The sequence below is a fragment of the Izhakiella capsodis genome, assembly GCF_900115045.1.
GTDB classification, from domain to species: Bacteria; Pseudomonadota; Gammaproteobacteria; order Enterobacterales; family Enterobacteriaceae; genus Izhakiella; species Izhakiella capsodis.
On sequence record NZ_FOVC01000002.1, the window covers coordinates 237,173 to 257,436 of the forward strand.

Below are 20,264 nucleotides of genomic sequence, written 5' to 3' on the forward strand. Positions count from 1 at the left end.
ATACCGAAAGAGGTATTTTGCTTCTCTGAAGATTTATAAACTAATTAGTTTAGTTTCCACTGATGGGATAATGTGCCATTAATATATAGAGGGCGTTTCTCTTTTTTAGGTAAAGTAACAATAATTTCCTTCCAGGAAGGGATGTAATCACCTCTTGACGAGATGGATAGTGATAACTTCCGCGGTGTAACTTCAAGCCTCCAATTAATCCACCGGGCATTGTTTTTTAAATAACCCCAGGATTCACCATCATCTTCAAAAATTACTCCATTAGAGGTGCTTTGACCTAATGTGGGAAATAATAATAGCTCACGACTATTATCAAGATGCGGATTTACTGATTGCAAATATGCTGAAACAGGTATGCCGCTTCCAGCCCTGACAAATAACGGTAATTTTTCTAATGGTGCATCAACGTTAACCCATTGACCACCACTATACCAAGTTTCACTGTCATATTCATACCATCCATGGTCATTTTCAGGTAACCATAATGAACGAGTGCGAGCATTAGGTTCGACAACACTGGCAACAAGCAGATCACGTCCTAATAAGAATTCATCACACTCTGCAAATGTCTGCTCATCATATTGATGATCTAAGAATGTTGGACGTAAAATGGGTTCATCATCGGAATGTGCTTGCCATAATAATGTATATAAATAAGGCATTATACGATAGCGTAACTGTATAGCTGAACGAATCGAATCGATGACGGAAGGATACATCCAGGGTTCATTTACGGTTTTATCATCATTCCATGAATGTATCGTGAAACGTGGATGCATGACGCCATTTTGTACCCAGCGTACAAACAGTTCTGCATCTGGCCTATCACCTGAAAATCCGCCGACATCATGGCCGACGTTAAACAAACCAGATAAACTCATACCCAGACCCATGCGAATATTATAGCGCAGCGTATCCCAATTTGTACGGTTATCACCACTCCAGGTTTGGACATATCTCTGCATACCAGCACAGCCAGAGCGTGATATCAGATAAGGCCTTTTTTCTGGTGATGATTCGATCTGGGCTTCCATAGAAGCACGCATCATTAATAATGGCATGACAGGTCGAATATGTTTTATTGCTATTGGCTTACCAAATCCAAAACAACGTGCTTCACCATCCCATACTTCATACTCATTATTGTCATTCCAGGTTGAATCTATTCCCATATCTAACAATTGAGTTTTAACATTACTTTTCCACCAGAATATTGTCGCAGGGTTAGTAAAATCTAAATGGGAACCCTCATCATCCCAGAAGCAAGAAATTTCAGGTTTATTTTCTTCTGAATCGATAATAAATAAACTATTGTCAGCAACTTCTTGATATCTTGGATGGTCTTGTAACAAGCAGGGTTTAATGTTTGCCGCGAGCTTAAACCCTGCATCATGGAATGATTTTGTCATTAATTTAGGGTTGGGAACTTTATCATAATTCCAATTAAACACATATCTTTTATCTTTGATCGATGTATAACCTGAAGATAACTGGAAAGAGTCGCAAGGTATTGCATGCTTTTCGCATAACTCGATAAATTTAAGAAGTTGCTGTTGAGCATCAGGGGCATCAGTATAATGCATTGTTGACCCACTGTACCCTAAACTCCATTTTGGTCCAAAAATTGTTTTTCCGGTGAGTCTGACAAATCTTTTGGTAATATCAAGAATTTTACTACCGGAGAATATATAGTAATCAATATCGCCAGATTCACTTTGCCAACGACGATAAGGCTTGTGATAGTTGTCTAACTCATTACCCAAATCGATCCAGCAGCTGCTTAAATTGTCATAAAAAATACCAAAGCTGATATTTTCACGCTGAGTAATAATAAAAGGAACGTGTTTGTATAATGGGTCTGTACTAAAGGCATTATAACCCATAGCATCTAAATTTCTCATCTCGTAACGGTTGCCGTTTCGCAAGAGTGGGCCGGTTTTTTCGCCTAATCCGTAATATCTTTCATCTTTATATCTACTTTGATAATGCGCCGCACCATTACCCTGTGTATCTAATAAATAAGCACTTGTTGTTCTATCTTTTGTCAGGAAAGACCAGCTATCATTTGCATCATTCCGGTATGACCATTCTAGCCAAAGAGGTTGATGAACAGTAACACGCATCAGATTAGTTGATATTATAAGATGATCATCAAACTCCTCAAGTGTAAATTCAGGCAATTCAAAACCACTGTAATCATCTCTTAGCCGACCTTCCCAGGGTATATCATTACTGGGATCAATACTCCAGGTTCTGTCTAAACTAGATTCGCCATTCACCTTAACGTTCACACGAAATAGTTTCTCATCCAAAACTGAAATATAAAATATATGTTTATCTTCAACAAGAATCTCAATTTTATGACTACCTTTGTTTTTTAATTCCCATTTTTTTAATTTCTTCATTGAAAATTAACCTTCTGGTTCAGAGTTTTATTTTATTGCATTTTCTGTCGGCAATAAAAGCAATCAAGAAAATAGCACCGATTAAATCAAAGAATCCCATTGCAATAAATAGAGGATTAAAGCCGATTTTATCTGCAGTCACGCCAATGATGAGAGAAAAGATGAAACTAGCGATCCAGGCACAAGAACCTCTCATACCATTGACGGTTGCCATTTGACCCTTATCGAAAGATTCAACAACTAAAGCGCTTAGCATACAAGAAATAATTTGATGACCAAAGCCGCCAATAGAGATAAGAACAATAGCAATATAAGGGTCTCGTGTAATCGCAATGATAGCCAAGGAAAGCATTAAGAATGCACCGGTAACAGAGCTTGCGACAATAGAGTTTATTTGACTGAAACCGAAAATACGTATATAGATGCGAGTTAAATATCCACTGAATATACTACCCAAATCAGCGCAAAGAAATGGTAGCCATATAAATATCACGATTTCTTTTAGGTTCATACCATATTCCTGGGCTAAATATAATGGTACCCAGAAACTCATTACTGCCCAGGCCGGTTCAGCCATAAATGCCGGTATGGCAATCCCATAGAAACGCTTGTTTTTGGCAACTATTTTCAATGCTGTAAAGAAAGGCAATTTAACCGCAGGTGCTTCATTATCTTGCTGAATAAATGATAGTTCTTTTTTACTGAGATTAGTGTGTTTATCTGGTGAATTATAAAATATCCACCATAAAGCTACCCAAACTAATGCAATTCCACCTGTAAATATAAACGCACCTTGCCAACCCAATAATGAATGGGCAAAGTAAATGATGGGCGGTGCTAACATTGCACCCACAGAGAAACCTACCCCAGCCCAGCCGGCAGCGATGGGGCGTTCTTTTTTCGGAAACCATTCGCCAATCGTTTTTGCATTTGCAGGCGTTGCTGCTGACTCAGCCCCCCCCATAATAAATCGCAAAACTAACAATTGAATATAATTACTGGCCCCCGCATGGAACATACAGGCTAATGCCCATATCACTGCACAAATGAGAAAACCTAACTTCAAGCCAATGACATCAATCAACCAACCACATATAGGTTGGAAAATTGTATAAGCTAATTGAAACGCGCCAACGATCCATGAGTATTGTTCAGTGCTAATGTGGAGGTCGACTTTTAGCTCAGGAGCAAGAATACCTAAAGAATTACGCGTAATATAATTAACTGTAACGCCAAGCAAAAATAAAGCCAGCATCCACCACCTTAACTTAGGGATGATGCGCTTCTTTTTCTCTACGCCAGTAGGAATAGAATTTAACCCTTGGCTCATGATTTCACTCCGGAAATAAGTTTTTTATATATCTATCCATGTATCTCGTAATGATGTAATTGGTAAACCAAACTGTTCCATATCGCTAATAACTCCATGTAAATCATTATTTATAGATAAAAAAATAGCATTGTGATTTAGACCATACTTTTATGATTGGGCGATCAATTTATTGAAAATATGTGATCAGTTTAACTTTCCTGGCATAGATTGGTTGACCAAATTTAGATGGGATCACATTATAGCCAAGTATGAATTTTATTACTTCATTATCAGTTACTTAACTTAATATAAAACGATAAATATACCATTCCTGGATGACCAGAAGATTTTATTATTATTTCTAGGAGTTACTCATGAAACAAACTTGGCGTTGGTATGGACCTGCAGATCCGGTGACTCTATCTGATATCCGTCAGGCAGATGCAACGGGCATCGTAACCGCACTGCATCACATCCCTAACGGTGAAGTCTGGACTATCGAAGAAATCCAAAAGAGAAAAGACCTGATTGAAGCCAATAATCTGGAATGGAGTGTGGTAGAAAGTGTACCTATTCATGAAGATATAAAAACACAGACCGGAGACTATGAAAAATGGATTGCTAATTATCAACAGTCTTTACGTAATCTGGCTGCCTGTGGCATCTATACGGTATGTTATAATTTCATGCCAGTTCTTGATTGGACCAGAACTGATCTTGCCTATGAGCTACCAAACGGTTCGAAAGCCCTACGGTTTGATCAAATTGAGTTTGCTGTATTCGAAATTTATTTACTCAAGCGCGAAGGGGCTGAAAAAGACTATACGCCTGAAGAGTGTATACAGGCAAAATCGCGATTTGAGACTATGAGTGATGATGAAAAACAAAAATTAATTAATAACATCATTGCAGGCCTTCCCGGTGCTGAAGAGGGATATACACTGACACAATTCAGTCAGCAGTTGAAACGTTATGCTGATATTGATAAAGCGAAATTACGTGAGCATTTTACCTATTTTCTGAAAGAAATCATTCCTGTTGCTGAGGAGTGCGGCCTTAAGATGGCGGTACACCCCGACGATCCGCCACGTCCGATCCTTGGTCTTCCGCGTATTGTTTCTACTATTGAAGATATGCAGTGGATGGCTGATACCGTAAACAGTGATGCGAATGGTTATACAATGTGCACTGGTTCTTATGGCGTCCGTGCAGATAATGATCTTGTCAATATGGTTAATACTTTTGGGCCTCGAATTCATTTTTTGCATTTGCGCTCAACCATCAGAGAAGAAAATCCTTATACTTTCCATGAAGCAGCTCATCTTTCCGGTGATGTGGATATGTATAGCGTAATTTGTGCGATCGCTGCTGAAGAACATCGTCGTTATAAAAGTGGGGATACATCGCTTATCCCTATGCGCCCCGATCATGGTCACCAGATGCTGGATGATCTGAATAAGAAAACCAATCCAGGCTATTCAGCAATTGGACGCCTTAAAGGCCTTGCCGAAATTAGAGGTATGGAGATGGGTATTAAGCGCGCATTCTATTCAAAATAGAAACTCCTGCTGTTTGATATTGGCGCTAGTCAATCTGTTGCCAGACTATAATTGGGTGATCCTATGAAATCATTTCTTTGTGAAGATTTTTTACTGCACAGTGATATTGCTTGCCATCTTTATCATGGCTACGCAGAAGCAATGCCAATATATGACTATCACTGCCACCTGAGTCCTAAAGAAATAGCAGAAAATCGACGTTTCGATAACCTTAGTCAAATTTGGTTAGAAGGCGACCATTATAAATGGCGTGGTATGCGATCAGCGGGTATTTCTGAAAATCTTATCACTGGGCATAGCAGTGATTATGACAAATTCTTAGCATGGTCTGAAACCGTTCCTATGACGCTCGGTAATCCCCTCTATCATTGGACACATTTAGAATTACGTCGTCCTTTTGGTATCACAGGTAAAGTATTAAATCCGGAGACAGCGGAAGAGATCTGGCATGAAGCCAATGAAAAATTGACCCAGGATGAGTTTTCAGCCCGTGGCATAATGAAGCAAATGAATGTTCAAATGGTCGGGACTACCGATGATCCCACTGACACCCTGGAGTATCATCAGAAAATTGCTCAAGATAGCAGTTTTAATGTTGAGGTTAGGCCAAGCTGGCGACCAGACCGTGTTTTTAAAATTGAACAGCCTGATTTTCCTGACTATATGAATAAACTCGGACAGTGTGCCGATGTTGATATTCAGCGTTTCAGTGATTTGCTCACGGCTCTGGAACACCGATTAATGTATTTCTCCTTACATGGTTGCATTGCTTCTGATCATGGTATTGAAATATTGCGTTATGAACCGCTCCCCGAAGAATCGGTGCTGGATCGTATTCTGCAAAAAAGATTGACGGGCGAAATGCCCAATGAAAAAGAAATAGCCCAATTCTCAACAGCCGTATTGGTCTGGCTTGGTAAACAATATGCGAAAAATAATTGGGTAATGCAGCTACATATTGGCGCTCTACGTAATAATAATACACGTATGTTTCATCAACTCGGCGCCGATAGCGGTTTTGATTCGATCGGTGATACACCCGTAGCTTATCCACTTTCACGCTTACTGGATGAAATGGATAAAACAGATGAACTACCAAGAACAATTATTTATTGCCTGAACCCGCGTGATAATGAAGTTGTTGCTACGATGATAGGAAATTTCCAGGGCGGAGGAATAGCAGGGAAAATTCAGTTTGGATCTGGCTGGTGGTTCAACGATCAAAAAGATGGTATGCAGCGACAACTGGAACAGTTATCTCAATTGGGGTTGTTAAGCCAATTTGTGGGTATGCTGACGGATTCACGCAGTTTCCTATCTTACACTCGTCATGAATACTTTCGACGTATTCTATGTAATATGCTTGGTACTTTGGTTGTAAATGGCGAAATTCCACGGGACGAAAAAGTGTTAGGTGCGATGGTACAAAACATTTGCTTTAACAATGCACGACATTATTTTTCTGCTGGAGAAGTATCAGGTTAATATCAAGTCGTATCGTGCTGAGCCGTAACTGTTCTACTGGAGTAAAACAGTTACGGTTATTCAGTAACTTTGAAGCATTGAGTCATCTTGAGTTGGAAAATAAGAGGGCTGGTAGGCACAGATATAAATAACAGGGGGAGGATGAGGGGAAGATATTCAGCTGTTGTCGAGTCACCCTTTTTACCGGTATATCGATCGCATATTTAATTTAGTTTCTGCATCGAATTTGTACTCATAAGAGACGTTATTCGCGTGTACACATGGAAAATATTGTCATAAAAACCGCCACTGTTTATGACAGTACCAGGACTCAAGTTGTGCCTATGGTTTCAACCGAAGGTGGAGAGGATAAATCCACTCAACACGCCAGCCCTGCCGACTTCCTTGCGGATGCAGCTAAAAAAGGCTTTTCTCACCGCTTATGACCACGACCAACCTGCCGCAAGCAGCATTCCTTCCTGGAAAATGAAGCCCCACGGTTTGTATGAACCGTTGATGAAGCGTGTCGATCTCAATCACGCCACAGAAATCATCGCCCATCCTGTTATCCCAAATTTGATTTGTCAGTCCTATCAGTTGAGGGCGCGCACGAAGGGGATGAACGGCTTCAGTCCCGTGGTCTGTGAGTTGGCGAACCGCGTTTTGCTGTCGCCTTGATCCCAGACATTCCCCAGGTGCATAAACACCACGCGGTCGCCCACTTCGCGGACAATGTCCATGCGCTGTTGCTGGCCGCAGGAGAGGCCTGACGGGTAGTAATCCACACGGTCACTCAGCCCCACTTTTTTCAGCATGCACTGCGCCAGCTCCTGACAGTTGGCGGCGCTTTTGTTCTGCCCCCGGTGCGTAACGAAGTCATTTATGATCTTGAGCAGGGCTTTGCGCCGACACCGATGGGCAAGTTGATTCTCAAACGTCAGCCGCAGTAATTGCTCTCAGCGTCCATCATCCGACAGGCGTTTTTTTCTCGTCTGAAGGTATAGCAAACAAAGCACCAGATCGGGATGACCGGTATTGTCGGCACGTTAGGTGATGGAGCCGGGAGTATTCAACAGCCCATCTTCGACGGGTTATTCAGCATCCTGGCGTGCTGGACAGCAGCGAGCACGATCGTTATCTGTTCTGTTGCCAGCGTCCTTAAAACCCGTCAGCGTCCGGGTGCCTGAGGCAATTAAAAAAGCCACGGTTTCCACCGTGGCAAGTCCAACATAACTCAAGATTAACCCGGATTTCAGACGCCCCGGATTTTAAGTACAGCCTAAAGTTCAACGTCGCGGTTGCAGTCTTTTGAATAGATATAGCTGAAAGGCTCGCCGCGACCGACTCCGTAACCTGCCTGAAGTGCATATGCACCCATAAAGATATAATCGTCTTTTTTAACCGGCACCCAGTTATTGTCCAGGTTATACATACCCTGACCGGAAAGAATATAAGCGCCGTGCTCCTGTACGTGTGTTTCGATATAGCCGTGGCTGGCGCCTGGCTCGAAGGTGAGAATATGCATATTGAAATCAAATGCCGGGTCTTTTGGCAGGAAATCGACCAGAGTAACATCATCCATGCCTTCATAATGGATGCGTTCCAGCTGGCCGGCATTGCCGCTGACAATATGCGGGGCGAGATTTCCTGCTGGCTTATAGCGGCGTTTGTAGAGGAAAGCTTTGCTGTCAGCGGGCTGGTTGTTGATAAATGTCATAGGTTCATCTGGCGTGGCATAAAGGTAGCCACCCTGGGTGAGATGAAAGGACTCGCCTGCTACTTGTGCCGTTACCTTGCCTTCGATAACGTACAGGAAAGTTTCAATGCCTTCGCCGCCGATCCCTTGCAGATTGCCGCCATTTTGATGCAGGGTGACCAGATAGTCGACGAAGGACGCGCCGATTTTCGGGGTTGATAATATGGTGACATCGCATTTTTCAAAACCCGGGACGATATTTTTAACCAGACCGTCAGGCGTTAAGATTGCATAATTGCCATGGCGTACAATCGATCGGCTGGCCAGTAAATCATCACGATAGCCAACGATGTTATTTAAATATCCCATTAATCTTTCCTCATTCAGTCCAGGCCAGTTGATGCAGCATTAATGCGAGTGTTCTGACTCCCTGAGCCAGGTCTTCAGGATGAGTACTTTCTGCCGGGTTGTGGCTGATACCCTTGATGCTCGGTATGAAAATCATGCAGGTCGGTACATGGGGAGCGAAAATTTGCGCGTCATGGCCTGCACCGCTGGGCATCCTGCGAAAACTCAACCCTTGCTTTTCGCACAAGGAGATCAGCTGTTTGACCAGCCGTTTATCCATTGGCGCGGGTGCCTCGTCCATCCACAGGTCAATCGTAATATCTACCCCCAACTCCTCGCAGATACGGCGCATATCGGCTTCCAGTACCTCGCTGAATGCATGGAGCTCGGCAGCGTTGGTGTGGCGGCAATCAATAGTAAAAATCGTTTTTCCCGCAACCACGTTAACGATGCCGGGGTATGCTTCAACCTTACCGAAGGTGAGCACCAGGGGGTCGCCAAGATTTTTTGCTTTCGCAGTGGATTCGCAGCAAATACGGCTGAAAGCATAGATAGTGTCATGGCGATAGTTCATCGGCGTGGTGCCGGCGTGATTCGACTCGCCGTTCAGGGTTACGGTATATCGGCGCTGTCCGACGATTGCCTCGACTACGCCGATCGACTGCTGATTTGTCTCCAGCACCTTACCCTGTTCGATATGCAGCTCAACAAAGGCTTTAATATCCTCACGCGGTGCCAGCGGCACGACGGGCAAGCTGAAACCGCAGACTTTCATTGCATCGACAAAGCGAACACCCTGAGCGTCGCGGATTGTGGCGACATCCGCCGGGTTGGCAATTCCCACGATATTTTTGCTTCCCCAACAGGCATAGGGAAAACGGCTGCCTTCCTCCTCAGCCATCGCGACCACCTCCAGCGAACGCAGCGGTTGCCCGTAGGTCTGTTTTAACCAGCTAATAGCAAGCCATGCCGCCAGTACGCCAAACTGTCCGTCAAGATTACCGCCATTGACGACGCTGTCGATATGTGAACCGCTTAGAATAACCTGCTGTGGAAAACGGCTACCTTCCAGTCGGCCATAAAGGTTGCCAACCTGATCGAACCGGGTTTCCAGCCCACTCTGATCCATGCGTTGTTTTAAGGCCTGCTGGGCTGCAAGCCACTCGGCAGAATAAAGTAAACGCGTCAGACCGCCGGTGGGATCGGCGCCAAATGAGGAAAGCCAGGGTAAGTTTTCCTCGATAGCGCGACGAAAATAATCAACCATCTGTAACTCCTGTTACTGAATTCATTAAGCTTAAGGGCAGGCGGGGTTGCCAGTTTCTCTGAGTTTGTTGGCTACCGGACAGCGAACGGTATTGGCAATAACGACGTCCTGTGGCCCTCGTGACGCTATTTTTCAACGTCATATGGCCTGCAATCATCTCAGTAATCTTTGTTCGTTGCCTGCGCGACTAAAGCTACATGCGTTAAAATACTGTGAATGTAATGTGAGATTGTGATCTGCGTCCGAAAAGAGTCATAGTTAGATTTTATTGTATAATGCGTGATTTTTTATTAAGCACGGCGGTTAAAACAAGATGAAATGACGCCTGTTAATGAAAATGCCGTCCTTATTGAACCAGTCATCACTATTTTGATGTGATGCCTGTCACGCCTGAGATAATGAAAAATGTATTACTTTGTTGCTGAAAAGTAATCAAGAATCAGGCATTACAAAAAAGACTGCTCAATAATGACAGGGTACAACTTTATCTTCTTAACCTGTTGATACAGGCCGATCGGGTAGCGGACGGCGCTGGCGATAGCTAAACTGAATGTACATATTACTCGCCAGGGGATCACTCACCGTCGCGTTAATATTCCAGGTCGATTGAATTAACGCGGGTGTCAAAACGTTTTCTGGTGCTCCACATGCGGCTATTTTTCCTGCGTTGAGTACCACCAGCTGCTGGCAATAATTGGCGGCCAGGTTGAGGTCGTGCAACGCTATTACGACCGTGACTGGCAGTTCACTGATCAGTAGCATCAGCTCAAGCTGATGCTGTATATCGAGATGGTTTGTTGGCTCATCAAGCAGCAGAATGCTGGGGTTTTGTGCCAGCGCTCTGGCTATCTGGCAACGCTGTCGTTCGCCACCGGATAGTTGATGCCAGCAGCGGTCGACCAACGCCTGTAGATGCATCTGTTCGATAGCTCTGTCAACCGCTGCACGGTCATCAGCGCGCCAACGAGAAAACGCGCTACGATGCGGTGTACGTCCCAGTCGGACGATCTCCTCCACCCGCAGGCTGTCCTCGGTGTCTGCATGCTGGGCAACAAATGCCAGTTTACGGGCGCGTGTGCGCTGGCTCATGGTAAACAGTGCCGAATCGTCAAGCATGACGCCACGCCCTCCCGTTGGCGGCAAGCCTGCCAGGCATCTGAGCAACGTGGATTTGCCGGAGCCATTGGGGCCAAGCAATCCGGTTGTCTGGCCTGCGGCGGATTCAAAGCAGATATCCTGAAGAATTTGTCGTCTCTGCAGCATTACGGACAGGTTGTTGACCGAAATTTTCATCCTGTTTTCCCACGCGAGCGGTAAAGAATTAGGCAAAAAACAGGCGCACCAACCAGCGCGGTGACTACGCCGATAGGGATAACCTGATGTGTCATCAAGGTGCGGGATAACAGGTCGGCAAGGATCATAAAATGGGCGCCGATAATAAAGCAGATCGGTACCGATATTAAATGACCGGAGCCGACGATCATGCGCGCCACATGGGGAATGACCAGGCCGACGAAGCCTACCGCACCAATGATACTGACGATGACCGCAGTTTGCAGGGCGGTCAGCAGTAGCAGAGCAATGCGCACGTACTGTACGCGGGTGCCCAACGTTGCCGAAATTTCTTCACCAAAAGTGAACGTATCCAACGATCGCGCGAGACTTAGTGTGAGCAGCAACCCACTTAGCGTTACACAAAGCGTTAACAACGCATCAGGCCAACGAACGCCGCTCAGGCTGCCAAGCAGCCAGAACATCACGCTACGCGATTGTTCAGCATTAGCGGAGGTACTGATAATGCTTGCGGTCAAGGCATTAAACAGTTGCGTGCCGGCGATACCCGCCAGGATGATACGCGTTGCGCTATCGCGCATACCCCGTGCCAGTAGCATGATGAGCGCGAAAGCGGCGCAGGCACCGATGAATGCGCCGACGCTGACGCTCAGAATACCCCCACCAATGCCTATCAGCATTACCAACACTGCGCCCGTGGAAGCACCGGCTGAAATCCCTAACAGATAGGGTTCGGCGAGCGCATTACGTAACAGGGCTTGTAGCACCAGCCCGCACAGGGCAAGGCCGCCGCCACTACAAGCCGCCATGAGTGCGCGACTGGCGCGATATTGCCAGACGATGCCTTCCTCAATTGGCGGCAGAGGAAAGTGACTAAACCCCAGGCCGTTCGCCAACGCCATCGCTGCGTGGGTGAAAGGCACCGGCATATCGCCATTGGCAGCGGCGATAATCAGCATCAGCGGCAGACTAATTACTCCTGTGAAAATGACTGTCAGACCATTTTTTGAATGAAATCCCGTGGGCCTCATGAGTGTCCCGTTAACGTAGCGATATGGCGACTGAGAAGTTCAACTGCCTCAACGTTGCGTAACGATGGGTTAAGCGACATGGCGGGTACAATAATGATATGGTCTTTTTGCACCGCTGGCATTTGACGAGTTAGTGGGTCATTAAGCAGAAAATGGCGCTTAATTTTTGCATCGTCTGCCGGATATAAACGACGGTCCATATCGGCAAACACAATGAGATCGGGCTGTAAGCGTACAATGTGCTCCCAGCTGACGGCAGGCCATTCGTCCCGGATGCTTATAATATTTTGCAGGCCCAGGGTCCGACTGATCCAGCCAGGTACACCGTTGCTGCCTGCGACCCAAGGGTCACCATTCAGCCGACTACTGGAAAACCAGAACACCACTTTCAGCGGCGTCGCAGGCGGTTGTTTGACTCGCTTAATTGCGCTTGCAATGCGTTTGGACAGCGTTTCGTTCAGGGCCTCGCCCCGCGCTTCAATATTGAAAATACGTGCAAGTTCGTTGATTTCCTGTTTGATAGTGTCGATTGAGAATGGGGCTGTCCGGGCACCATCTGCATTAGCACTATCCGTCACGGATTTATTGATACAATCGGCAGGTGAAAGCCAGGTTTTGATGCCGAGTTTTTCAAACTGTTCTCGTGTGGCGACTTCACCCTGAGGGCCAAGATGCCAGCTATATTGCGCGAGGACCAGGTCTGGAGTTCGCGCCACGACGGCTTCAAAACCAGGTGTATTGTCAGCAAGCTTTTCCAGGCCTTTACCGCGTGGTGTCAGATCGGCGGGAAGCTTGCCAAACCATACGGAAGTGCCTTTGATGGTTTTTTCCAGCCCCAGCGCCAGCAGTAACTCGGTTTCATGCTGACCGATCGTTATGACGCGCTGTGGAGGATCATTGAACGTTTCCTGATAGCCACAGTTTTCAATGGTCAGGGGGAAATTGGGCGCTGCCTCAGCGACATTAAGCAGCATGATAAAACCTGGTATCCCTGACACCAGCGCCGTACATAAAGATTTTCTGCAAACGAACATCTGTCGCGCCTCTTTTTTTTGTGATGCGATAACTTCCAACTGAATTCATTGCGTAGCGACAGACAAGCTCAGCCAGTTATCAACCTGAACCTGAATTCTGATAAATGACCATCAAAAGTGCCTTCGTTAAAGAAGAAATAAGACGATGGCGTCGTCGCTACGGTCGTTTGTTGCTTTTTGATCGCGATATGAATCGCTGACCTGTTCTCTTTCTGGTCTGTAACTGCCTGAATCAACGCCGTTGGGCGCTACTGATGCGTCCGATCCAAGGTCGGGACGATTGAAGCCGGAGTGCGCTGGTGCAACTACGCATGACGTTGGCTCCAACGGCACAACCGCAGCCACTGATTTCCACCGGATACGTCTGTTTCAAGCCCAAAAACCGATCGGCATTAATTATCGGACGCCTGATAAAGTCAGCGTATTCACTGCCAGCAAATCTAAACACATTAACAGTGCCATGATCGGGCCCTGCGACCGAACAGCCCACTTCACTGGCAGAAAAGAGGCGATTTTCTTTTACCATCAAATGAGAATGATTATCAATAAAAATTATAAAATTCATCTGATCCGGCAGCAGTTAATCGCTACAGGGCTAAGATAGACATAACCGAATGGTTGCAGGGTGATGCCTTTAACTGGTTGTATATGAAGTATAATATGGGCTTTTAAGGTTACCTTATGGCCAGCGTTAACGTTGATTGTCCTCATTGCCAGTCTGCTTAAGTTTACTGGCATGGTCAAAACCCTATAGGCCAGTCAGACAGATATCGCTGCCATAACTGCCAGCGCGTGTCTTAGCTCACTTACGCTTATAAAGCTCACAAGTCGGGGGTTAAAGAGCAGATCACCGAAATGGTTTTGAATGGCGCTGAGGTTCGCGATACCGCCATAACACTCAAAATGGGCATTAATACCGTCATCCGGACTTTAAAAACTCGCGCCAAAGCGATTAACGTATTCGCCCGTCGCCCAAGCTGATGTGGCGCTTATCTGTGAACGCGATGAGCAATGGCGCTTCGTGGGCAGTGAAGCCCGGCAGCACTGGCTCTGGTATGCGTACAACACCAAAACAGGCGGTGAACTGACCTGCACTTTTGGTCCCCGCACCGATGAAACCTGCCGGGAACTGCCAGCGCTACTGGAGTCCTTACCATCGGCATGATCACCAGCGACAGCCGGGGCAGCTATGGCCGGGACGTGCCAAAAGATAAGCATCTGACGTGCAAAATATTCACCCAAAGTATTGAGTACAAAAACCTGGCGCTCTGCACGCGCATTAAGCGGTTGGCCCGTAAAACGATCTGCTTCTCGCGCTCAGTTGCCATCCATAAAAAAGTCATCGATGCGTTATCGGAAGACACGTTCTACTAATTGGTGGCATTACCAAAAAAACGTATTCGTGTTTTTTGATAGTATTACAAGATGATTTAGTGATGATGATGCATGATTAAAAAGTAGGAATGCTGTGTTTATTACACGAACTTTGCAACAGTCTCCTGAATGACAGAGCGGTGTCGGCGGATGATAATCGGTGTGAGCTGATGATGTAGCTTATGGGGCAGATGAATCATTCGATTTATTCAACAAGGCAAGTTCTACCAATACAACCGGGCAAGCAGACCCATTATTATGTAACTTATAGCGAGGATAGTAATGATTAATACAACAGTAGCCCCCTCAGTAGATGTTCATCAATGGCTATAAAAAAATCTTCATCAGAAAAATATATGGATGAGAAATCTTCAAATAACAGCCTGTTACTCTCTAACTTAACTAATTTGAAAAACACTAATATGTCACGCTCCACACCTAATTTAAAATTATCTGGACATTCGAGTTCGAGCCCATATGATGACACTGCTCTCTGGAGAAAAGATCAGAAATTGTATAATACTATACGTAAAGACTTTCTGAAATTTGAAAATCCTCACACTAAAAGATTTTCGGAAGAACCTAATGGAGAACTGATATATTTATCTAAAGGAAAAGATGTTGTTAGCAAAGATCATACACAACCTACTGCAAGAAGCTGCAATTTGGCCTCTTTCCTATTGGCGACACAAGATTTATTTTGGCACGTATTGGAACCACAATTAAAAATCAAAGAAAAGTTTGAGTATATGATTGACAACGTACTAACGCAAACAGAGCGAGATAAACTATTTAAAGAAGGGTTAAGTCTCTATGAGTTGTCAAAGATTGCAAATCGATCTTTTAACAAATTTCAGTGTGATTGGAAATCCACATCATATTCTACACCAGACATCTCGCTTGAGAGATTTCAATCATTATTGAGCCAAGAAAACGTTGCGTTATTAATTTTGGTTCCTCATTTTTATATGGTCTCGAAGGAAATGGTGGGCACTTCACCTGTTTAGATAAAATGAAGATAGATGAGAATGGACATGTTTTCGCTCATCTTATTGAGTGCGCTAATTATAAATATCCAGATGACCCATGGATCCCTTTATCTGAATTGTATCAAGCAATGAGTCGCCCTGGTACTGACGGTATGCAAAGAGGGTTTATTATTCTTGAAAAGATAGAATAGAGGACAAATTTTCCAACTATTTGAGATGCTACTGTTGAAAATATAACCTATGCCGTTACGTCATGAAACTGAGATGAGCTATCGCCGGGCGGTCGCAGTTTTCAGGAAATATGTTGGGAATGACATGTTACCGAATGAAGTCACGAGCCGAGAGTTGATTTTGTGGCGTCGGGACCAGCTGGGAGAGGGAATAACAACAAGTACGTGGAATAATCAGGTCCGCCATTCAGGTGCAATCTACAACCAGGGGATAAAGAAAAAGTGGCTCATTCTTAATGAGAATCCGCTAAACGAAACGCAGTACCACCGGGAAGTAAACCTAAGAAAGCCCTCAGCCGGGATCGGTTGATAATGGTAAATCTGGTGCTGGGGCAATTTAAAGAGCACGAAAATCACTGGCTGAAACACTTCCCGCCTTGCCCAATCTATCCTGCGAGGCACTGGCGCACGGTGTATGATGTGCTGCGTTCGACAGAATCAGCTGTTACACCTGCGTTTAAAAGACGTCAATCTTGAAACTAACTCTATTTTATTATGTAAAAAAGGAAGCAAAACACGCAGGGAATGGCTGGTGCCAATAGTCAACTTCCTGAGCGACCGTATACGAATACTTGTTGATCGCGCCGTCGCGCAAGGAGCCTAACCGGAGGATTATCTTTTTGATGTGAAACTTTTCCTGCACCTGTTGGGGAAGGTTGGTTCTGAACCTGCGATACAATCCGTTCGTTCTTTACCCGACTAACGAAAGAGTGTGGTTTTAAGGTAGGCCCCCATCGGTTCAGACATACTCTGGCGAATGAGTTGATGAAATCACCCGACCGTAATTTGGCAGTGGTAAAGAGATTGCTGGGGCATCGAAGTGTCAGCACAACCCTGGAATAGGTCGAACTGGATTTGAAGATAACGGGCAAGTGTTGAAAGACGAAACGTCACTGTATATGGATTTGACTCCTACACGTGAAGAAGAGGCCAGACACGTACTGACATAACGTTAACAAGCTGTAAAAATTCACAGCTATCGAGTAAAGGATGCCTGTGGTTTTACACAGGCATCCTTTCCGAAGGAACCTGATATCAACGCCGGAGTGTAAGTACCGGGAAAACCACGTTGACATCTATCTATCGGTTCCGAATTAACCGCCCGTTAAGGATCTTATTCCTTAACCAACGTGCTTTGATGCATGGTGCCCGGACGCGGAATCGAACCACGGACACGGGGATTTTCAATCCCCTGCTCTACCGACTGAGCTATCCGGGCAACGGGGCGCATTAAACCCTAATGCAAGTATGGCGTCAAATGCTTTATGACTAAATAGTGCCTGACAGCGCGCTTTTCCACCATCTGTGATTGATTCGCTACACATCAGGCTCATGGCGCAGCGCTTAACAGCGTCAGTTTTAATCATACCTCGCCGAGAAGAGCGCCATTTCCTGTTGTTAGCCCAGGGCAAGTGAAATACTTACGTTTGCGCCTGATACCTGCCGAGCTCTGCCTGCGGTAGGCGTTGCTGACTCTTTTCCTCCTGCCAGATGCTGATAAGACGCAGTGAAGGGTGACTTCTGTCGATGTATAGCGCTAGTGTAACCGTCAATGGTGGGCGCGTGCATACGTCTCAGCGGTTTTGTGCACTCTATTCATAGCGCAAAATCGCGTCGCGCCGTGTCTTGTCGCTGGTGAAAAAAAGTGCCATCATTGCGCAAATTTTTGACGTTCTGTTTGATTCTCGCTGTGAACTGAAGACAAGCTAATGGATGGAATGCTGTTAACAGACAGCTTATGTCGCCGACCTTTTATGCGCTCCAGCACTGTCAGTGCTGTGCATGAAACCAGCTTGTTTTTTAAATTATTTATCTGCTCGGTGCGGTTCGCTGTTGCTGATGATGGCTTAACGTGAGTTGTAATTACACCTGACAGTGATTGCCGCTAGCTGACTGCTAATATTGGAATACTTTCATCGGGATTACTTCCCATTGCCGTGGTTCTGCCACTCACTCATCCTTGACAGTAGGGGATTTGTGCATGACTCCTTTGAAAATTGCAGCCAGCGTCACCGTGGCCTGGCGTCTTCAGACCGCCCGCCAGGTTGTTACGCTCGACAGCACAGATTTTACCGACATTGCGGCGGTGGTCATTTCAGCAGCCGATTCGCACAGCGGCATTCTGACGCTGCTTAAATACACCGGCTTCAACCTGCCCGTGTTTATCGCCCTGCAGGCGGGTGAACGGCAGGAAAATCCGCCAGAGGTGACCGGCGTTCTGAGCGGCAATGAGGATGATGCAGCTGAATTAGAGCGCGCCGCTGCGGAATATGAGCTGGGACTGCAGCCGTCGTTTTTTGGCACGTTGGCTACCTACGTTTCGATGAATAACAGCACGTTTGCCTGTCCAGGCCATCAGGGCGGGGCTTTCTTCCGCAAACATCCGGCCGGCCGTCAGTTTTATGACTTTTATGGCGAAAATATTTTCCGATCCGACATGTGTAATGCCGATGTCAAACTGGGTGATTTGCTGATCCACGAGGGATCGGCAAAGGATGCGCAGAAGTTTGCCGCGCGGGTCTTTAACGCAGATAAAACTTATTTTGTGCTGAATGGTACCTCCAGTGCCAATAAAGTGGTGACTAACGCGCTGCTCACCCGGGGCGATCTGGTGCTATTCGATCGCAATAATCACAAATCCAATCATCATGGCGCGCTGATTCAGGCCGGCGCGATGCCGGTTTATCTCGAAGCGGCACGTAACCCATTTGGCTTTATTGGCGGCATCGATGCCCACTGCTTTGATGAAGACTATTTGCGCCAGCGCATCGCTGAGGCTGCGCCGGAGAGGGCGCTGGAGCCCCGTCCGTTCCGGCTGGCGATCATTCAGCTCGGTACCTATGATGGTACTGTCTATAACGCTCGCAAAGTGGTGGATACCATTGGTCATCTTTGTGACTATATTTTGTTTGATTCGGCGTGGGTGGGCTACGAGCAGTTTATTCCCGTGCTGGAGGATGGCTCGCCGCTGATGCTGGACCTTTCCCCTCAGGATCCGGGGATCTTTGTCACTCAGTCGGTGCATAAACAGCTGGCCGGCTTTTCTCAGACTTCGCAGATACATAAAAAAGATAATCATATTCGCGGTCAGCAGCGATTTTGTCCGCATAAGCGCCTGAATAACGCTTTTATGCTACACGCTTCAACCAGCCCATTTTATCCGCTGTTTGCGGCGCTGGACGTCAATGCGAGGATACACCAGGGGCCGGCAGGTCGTCGGCTTTGGCACGAGTGCGTCCTGTTAGGAATTGAAACGCGCAAAGCGATTCTTAATCAGTGCGAAATGATCCGGCCTTTTATTCCTGACGTAGTGGATGGTCGTCCCTGGCATGAGGCACCGGTCGAGAAAATTGCTAATGATGCCCGCTATTTTAGCTTTGAGCCGGATGCACACTGGCACGGTTTTTCCGGCTATGCTCAGGATCAGTATCGCGTCGATCCCTGTAAGCTATTACTGACTACGCCAGGCATTGACGCTGCCAGCGGCGCCTATACGCATTTCGGCATTCCGGCCGCTATTCTCGCTAACTATCTGCGTGAGAACGGCATCGTGCCGGAAAAATGCGATCTCAACTCGATTTTGTTTCTGCTGACCCCAGCCGAAAGCGAAGAAAAAATGGCGCATTTGGTGGCGATGCTGCGCCAGTTTGAACAGCACGTTATTGATGATGCGCTGCTAAGTGAGGTGCTGCCAACGGTATATCGTAAAAATCAGGCCCGTTACGAAGGCTATACGCTGCGGCGGCTGTGTCAGGAGATGCATAATCTCTACGTGAATTATGAGGTAAAAGATTTGCAAAAGGCGATGTTTCGCCAGCAAAGTCTGCCAAAGGTTTTGATGAACCCGCAGGACGCGCATACCGCCTACATACGCGGCGAGGTTGAACTGGTACCGATTGCTGACGCCCAGGGTCGTATCGCTGCCGAAGGTGCGCTACCCTATCCGCCTGGTGTGCTGTGTGTGGTCCCTGGTGAAGAGTGGGGTGGTGCGGTGCAACGTTACTTTCTGGCGCTCGAAGAGGGGATTAATCAGCTGCCAGGTTTCTCACCGGAGTTACAGGGCGTGTACGTTGAAAGTGACGACGAGGGCGTTAGCAGGCTTGTTGCTAATATGCTGATTGAATAGACGGGCAAAGCCCGCCTTTTCAGCATGAATATGTCGGTAACGAACCTGCCCGGCGCGTTGGCGCTAACTTCCACCACGGTAGTTTTTAACGTCTGACACGCCGGGGTAAAAGACCTCCCCGGTAGTC

15 protein-coding genes, 1 tRNA gene and 1 pseudogene are annotated in these 20,264 nt (G+C 46.2%); 7 read left to right on the forward strand and 10 right to left on the reverse strand.

Going from position 1 to position 20,264, the window contains the following annotated elements; all coding sequences use genetic code 11:
* Positions 1–44 precede the first annotated feature (44 nt).
* Positions 45–2,414, reverse strand: a complete 2,370-nt coding sequence (locus BM191_RS04465) for a glycoside hydrolase family 31 protein (RefSeq protein ID WP_092875572.1) — start codon at positions 2,412–2,414, stop codon at positions 45–47.
* A 19-nt stretch (positions 2,415–2,433) separates the two neighbouring features.
* Positions 2,434–3,744 carry an MFS transporter gene (locus BM191_RS04470; RefSeq protein ID WP_092875574.1) on the reverse strand — a complete coding sequence of 437 codons (1,311 nt, stop codon included), beginning with the start codon at positions 3,742–3,744 and terminating at the stop codon, positions 2,434–2,436.
* Between the two features lie 356 nt (positions 3,745–4,100).
* Here BM191_RS04470 and uxuA point away from each other — a divergent pair, with 356 nt between their 5' ends.
* The 3 genes from uxuA to BM191_RS16740 all read left to right on the forward strand — a co-directional run bounded on the left by uxuA (position 4,101) and on the right by BM191_RS16740 (position 7,195).
* On the forward strand, positions 4,101–5,285 hold the full coding sequence (uxuA, locus tag BM191_RS04475) for a mannonate dehydratase (protein ID WP_092875576.1): 1,185 nt from the start codon (positions 4,101–4,103) through the stop codon (positions 5,283–5,285).
* A 63-nt stretch (positions 5,286–5,348) separates the two neighbouring features.
* Positions 5,349–6,770, forward strand: coding sequence for a glucuronate isomerase (uxaC, locus tag BM191_RS04480; protein WP_092875578.1), 1,422 nt, complete (start codon positions 5,349–5,351; stop codon positions 6,768–6,770).
* A 260-nt stretch (positions 6,771–7,030) separates the two neighbouring features.
* Positions 7,031–7,195, forward strand: a complete 165-nt coding sequence (locus BM191_RS16740; protein WP_177203290.1) for a hypothetical protein — start codon at positions 7,031–7,033, stop codon at positions 7,193–7,195.
* 147 nt (positions 7,196–7,342) lie between these two features.
* On the opposite strand, the gene BM191_RS04485 is transcribed toward BM191_RS16740, so the two are convergent.
* From BM191_RS04485 to BM191_RS04510, 7 genes are all read right to left on the reverse strand, one after another.
* On the reverse strand, positions 7,343–7,564 hold the full coding sequence (locus BM191_RS04485; protein WP_407927855.1) for a hypothetical protein: 222 nt from the start codon (positions 7,562–7,564) through the stop codon (positions 7,343–7,345).
* Positions 7,565–7,840: 276 nt separating this feature from the next.
* Complete coding sequence (locus BM191_RS16745) at positions 7,841–7,987, reverse strand: hypothetical protein (protein WP_177203291.1); 147 nt, start codon at positions 7,985–7,987, stop codon at positions 7,841–7,843.
* Positions 7,988–8,028: 41 nt separating this feature from the next.
* The gene (allE, locus tag BM191_RS04490) at positions 8,029–8,814 is read right to left on the reverse strand and encodes a (S)-ureidoglycine aminohydrolase (protein WP_092875580.1); all 786 of its coding nucleotides are present in this window, start codon (positions 8,812–8,814) and stop codon (positions 8,029–8,031) included.
* 10 nt (positions 8,815–8,824) lie between these two features.
* Entirely contained in the window at positions 8,825–10,060 is a 1,236-nt protein-coding gene (gene allC, locus BM191_RS04495; protein WP_092875582.1) for an allantoate deiminase, read from the reverse strand.
* 492 nt (positions 10,061–10,552) lie between these two features.
* Entirely contained in the window at positions 10,553–11,353 is an 801-nt protein-coding gene (locus BM191_RS04500; RefSeq protein ID WP_092875584.1) for an ABC transporter ATP-binding protein, read from the reverse strand.
* Entirely contained in the window at positions 11,350–12,384 is a 1,035-nt protein-coding gene (locus BM191_RS04505; RefSeq protein WP_092875586.1) for a FecCD family ABC transporter permease, read from the reverse strand. Before BM191_RS04505 ends, BM191_RS04500 begins: the two co-directional genes overlap by 4 nt.
* Positions 12,381–13,358 carry an ABC transporter substrate-binding protein gene (locus BM191_RS04510; protein ID WP_092875588.1) on the reverse strand — a complete coding sequence of 326 codons (978 nt, stop codon included), beginning with the start codon at positions 13,356–13,358 and terminating at the stop codon, positions 12,381–12,383. Before BM191_RS04510 ends, BM191_RS04505 begins: the two co-directional genes overlap by 4 nt.
* A 741-nt stretch (positions 13,359–14,099) precedes the next feature.
* Between BM191_RS04510 and BM191_RS04520 the strand changes: the two are divergent.
* The 3 genes and pseudogenes from BM191_RS04520 (at position 14,100) to BM191_RS17055 (ending at position 16,854) form a co-directional block, all read left to right on the forward strand.
* A pseudogene (locus tag BM191_RS04520) lies at positions 14,100–14,792 on the forward strand (IS1 family transposase).
* Positions 14,793–15,115: 323 nt separating this feature from the next.
* Complete coding sequence (locus tag BM191_RS04525; protein WP_143088788.1) at positions 15,116–15,799, forward strand: hypothetical protein; 684 nt, start codon at positions 15,116–15,118, stop codon at positions 15,797–15,799.
* 890 nt (positions 15,800–16,689) lie between these two features.
* Complete coding sequence (locus BM191_RS17055; protein WP_230479529.1) at positions 16,690–16,854, forward strand: site-specific integrase; 165 nt, start codon at positions 16,690–16,692, stop codon at positions 16,852–16,854.
* A 300-nt stretch (positions 16,855–17,154) separates the two neighbouring features.
* Here the strand turns inward: BM191_RS17055 and BM191_RS04535 are convergent.
* A tRNA-Phe gene (locus BM191_RS04535) sits at positions 17,155–17,230 on the reverse strand.
* Positions 17,231–17,992: 762 nt separating this feature from the next.
* Here BM191_RS04535 and BM191_RS04545 point away from each other — a divergent pair.
* On the forward strand, positions 17,993–20,137 hold the full coding sequence (locus tag BM191_RS04545; RefSeq protein WP_092875596.1) for an ornithine decarboxylase: 2,145 nt from the start codon (positions 17,993–17,995) through the stop codon (positions 20,135–20,137).
* Positions 20,138–20,264 lie beyond the last annotated feature (127 nt).

What these genes read in the sequence shown, in the direction of transcription:
- uxaC (WP_092875578.1), top strand. Translation starts at nt 5,349, where the DNA reads ATGAAATCATTTCTTTGTGAAGATTTTTTACTGCACAGTGATATTGCT.
- allC (WP_092875582.1), bottom strand. Translation starts at nt 10,060, where the DNA reads ATGGTTGATTATTTTCGTCGCGCTATCGAGGAAAACTTACCCTGGCTT.
- BM191_RS04470 (WP_092875574.1), bottom strand. Translation starts at nt 3,744, where the DNA reads ATGAGCCAAGGGTTAAATTCTATTCCTACTGGCGTAGAGAAAAAGAAG.
- BM191_RS04505 (WP_092875586.1), bottom strand. Translation starts at nt 12,384, where the DNA reads ATGAGGCCCACGGGATTTCATTCAAAAAATGGTCTGACAGTCATTTTC.
- uxuA (WP_092875576.1), top strand. Translation starts at nt 4,101, where the DNA reads ATGAAACAAACTTGGCGTTGGTATGGACCTGCAGATCCGGTGACTCTA.
- BM191_RS04500 (WP_092875584.1), bottom strand. Translation starts at nt 11,353, where the DNA reads ATGAAAATTTCGGTCAACAACCTGTCCGTAATGCTGCAGAGACGACAA.
- BM191_RS04510 (WP_092875588.1), bottom strand. Translation starts at nt 13,358, where the DNA reads ATGCTGCTTAATGTCGCTGAGGCAGCGCCCAATTTCCCCCTGACCATT.
- BM191_RS04525 (WP_143088788.1), top strand. Translation starts at nt 15,116, where the DNA reads ATGGCTATAAAAAAATCTTCATCAGAAAAATATATGGATGAGAAATCT.
- allE (WP_092875580.1), bottom strand. Translation starts at nt 8,814, where the DNA reads ATGGGATATTTAAATAACATCGTTGGCTATCGTGATGATTTACTGGCC.
- BM191_RS04485 (WP_407927855.1), bottom strand. Translation starts at nt 7,564, where the DNA reads ATGCTGAAAAAAGTGGGGCTGAGTGACCGTGTGGATTACTACCCGTCA.
- BM191_RS16740 (WP_177203290.1), top strand. Translation starts at nt 7,031, where the DNA reads ATGGAAAATATTGTCATAAAAACCGCCACTGTTTATGACAGTACCAGG.
- BM191_RS04465 (WP_092875572.1), bottom strand. Translation starts at nt 2,414, where the DNA reads ATGAAGAAATTAAAAAAATGGGAATTAAAAAACAAAGGTAGTCATAAA.
- BM191_RS04545 (WP_092875596.1), top strand. Translation starts at nt 17,993, where the DNA reads ATGACTCCTTTGAAAATTGCAGCCAGCGTCACCGTGGCCTGGCGTCTT.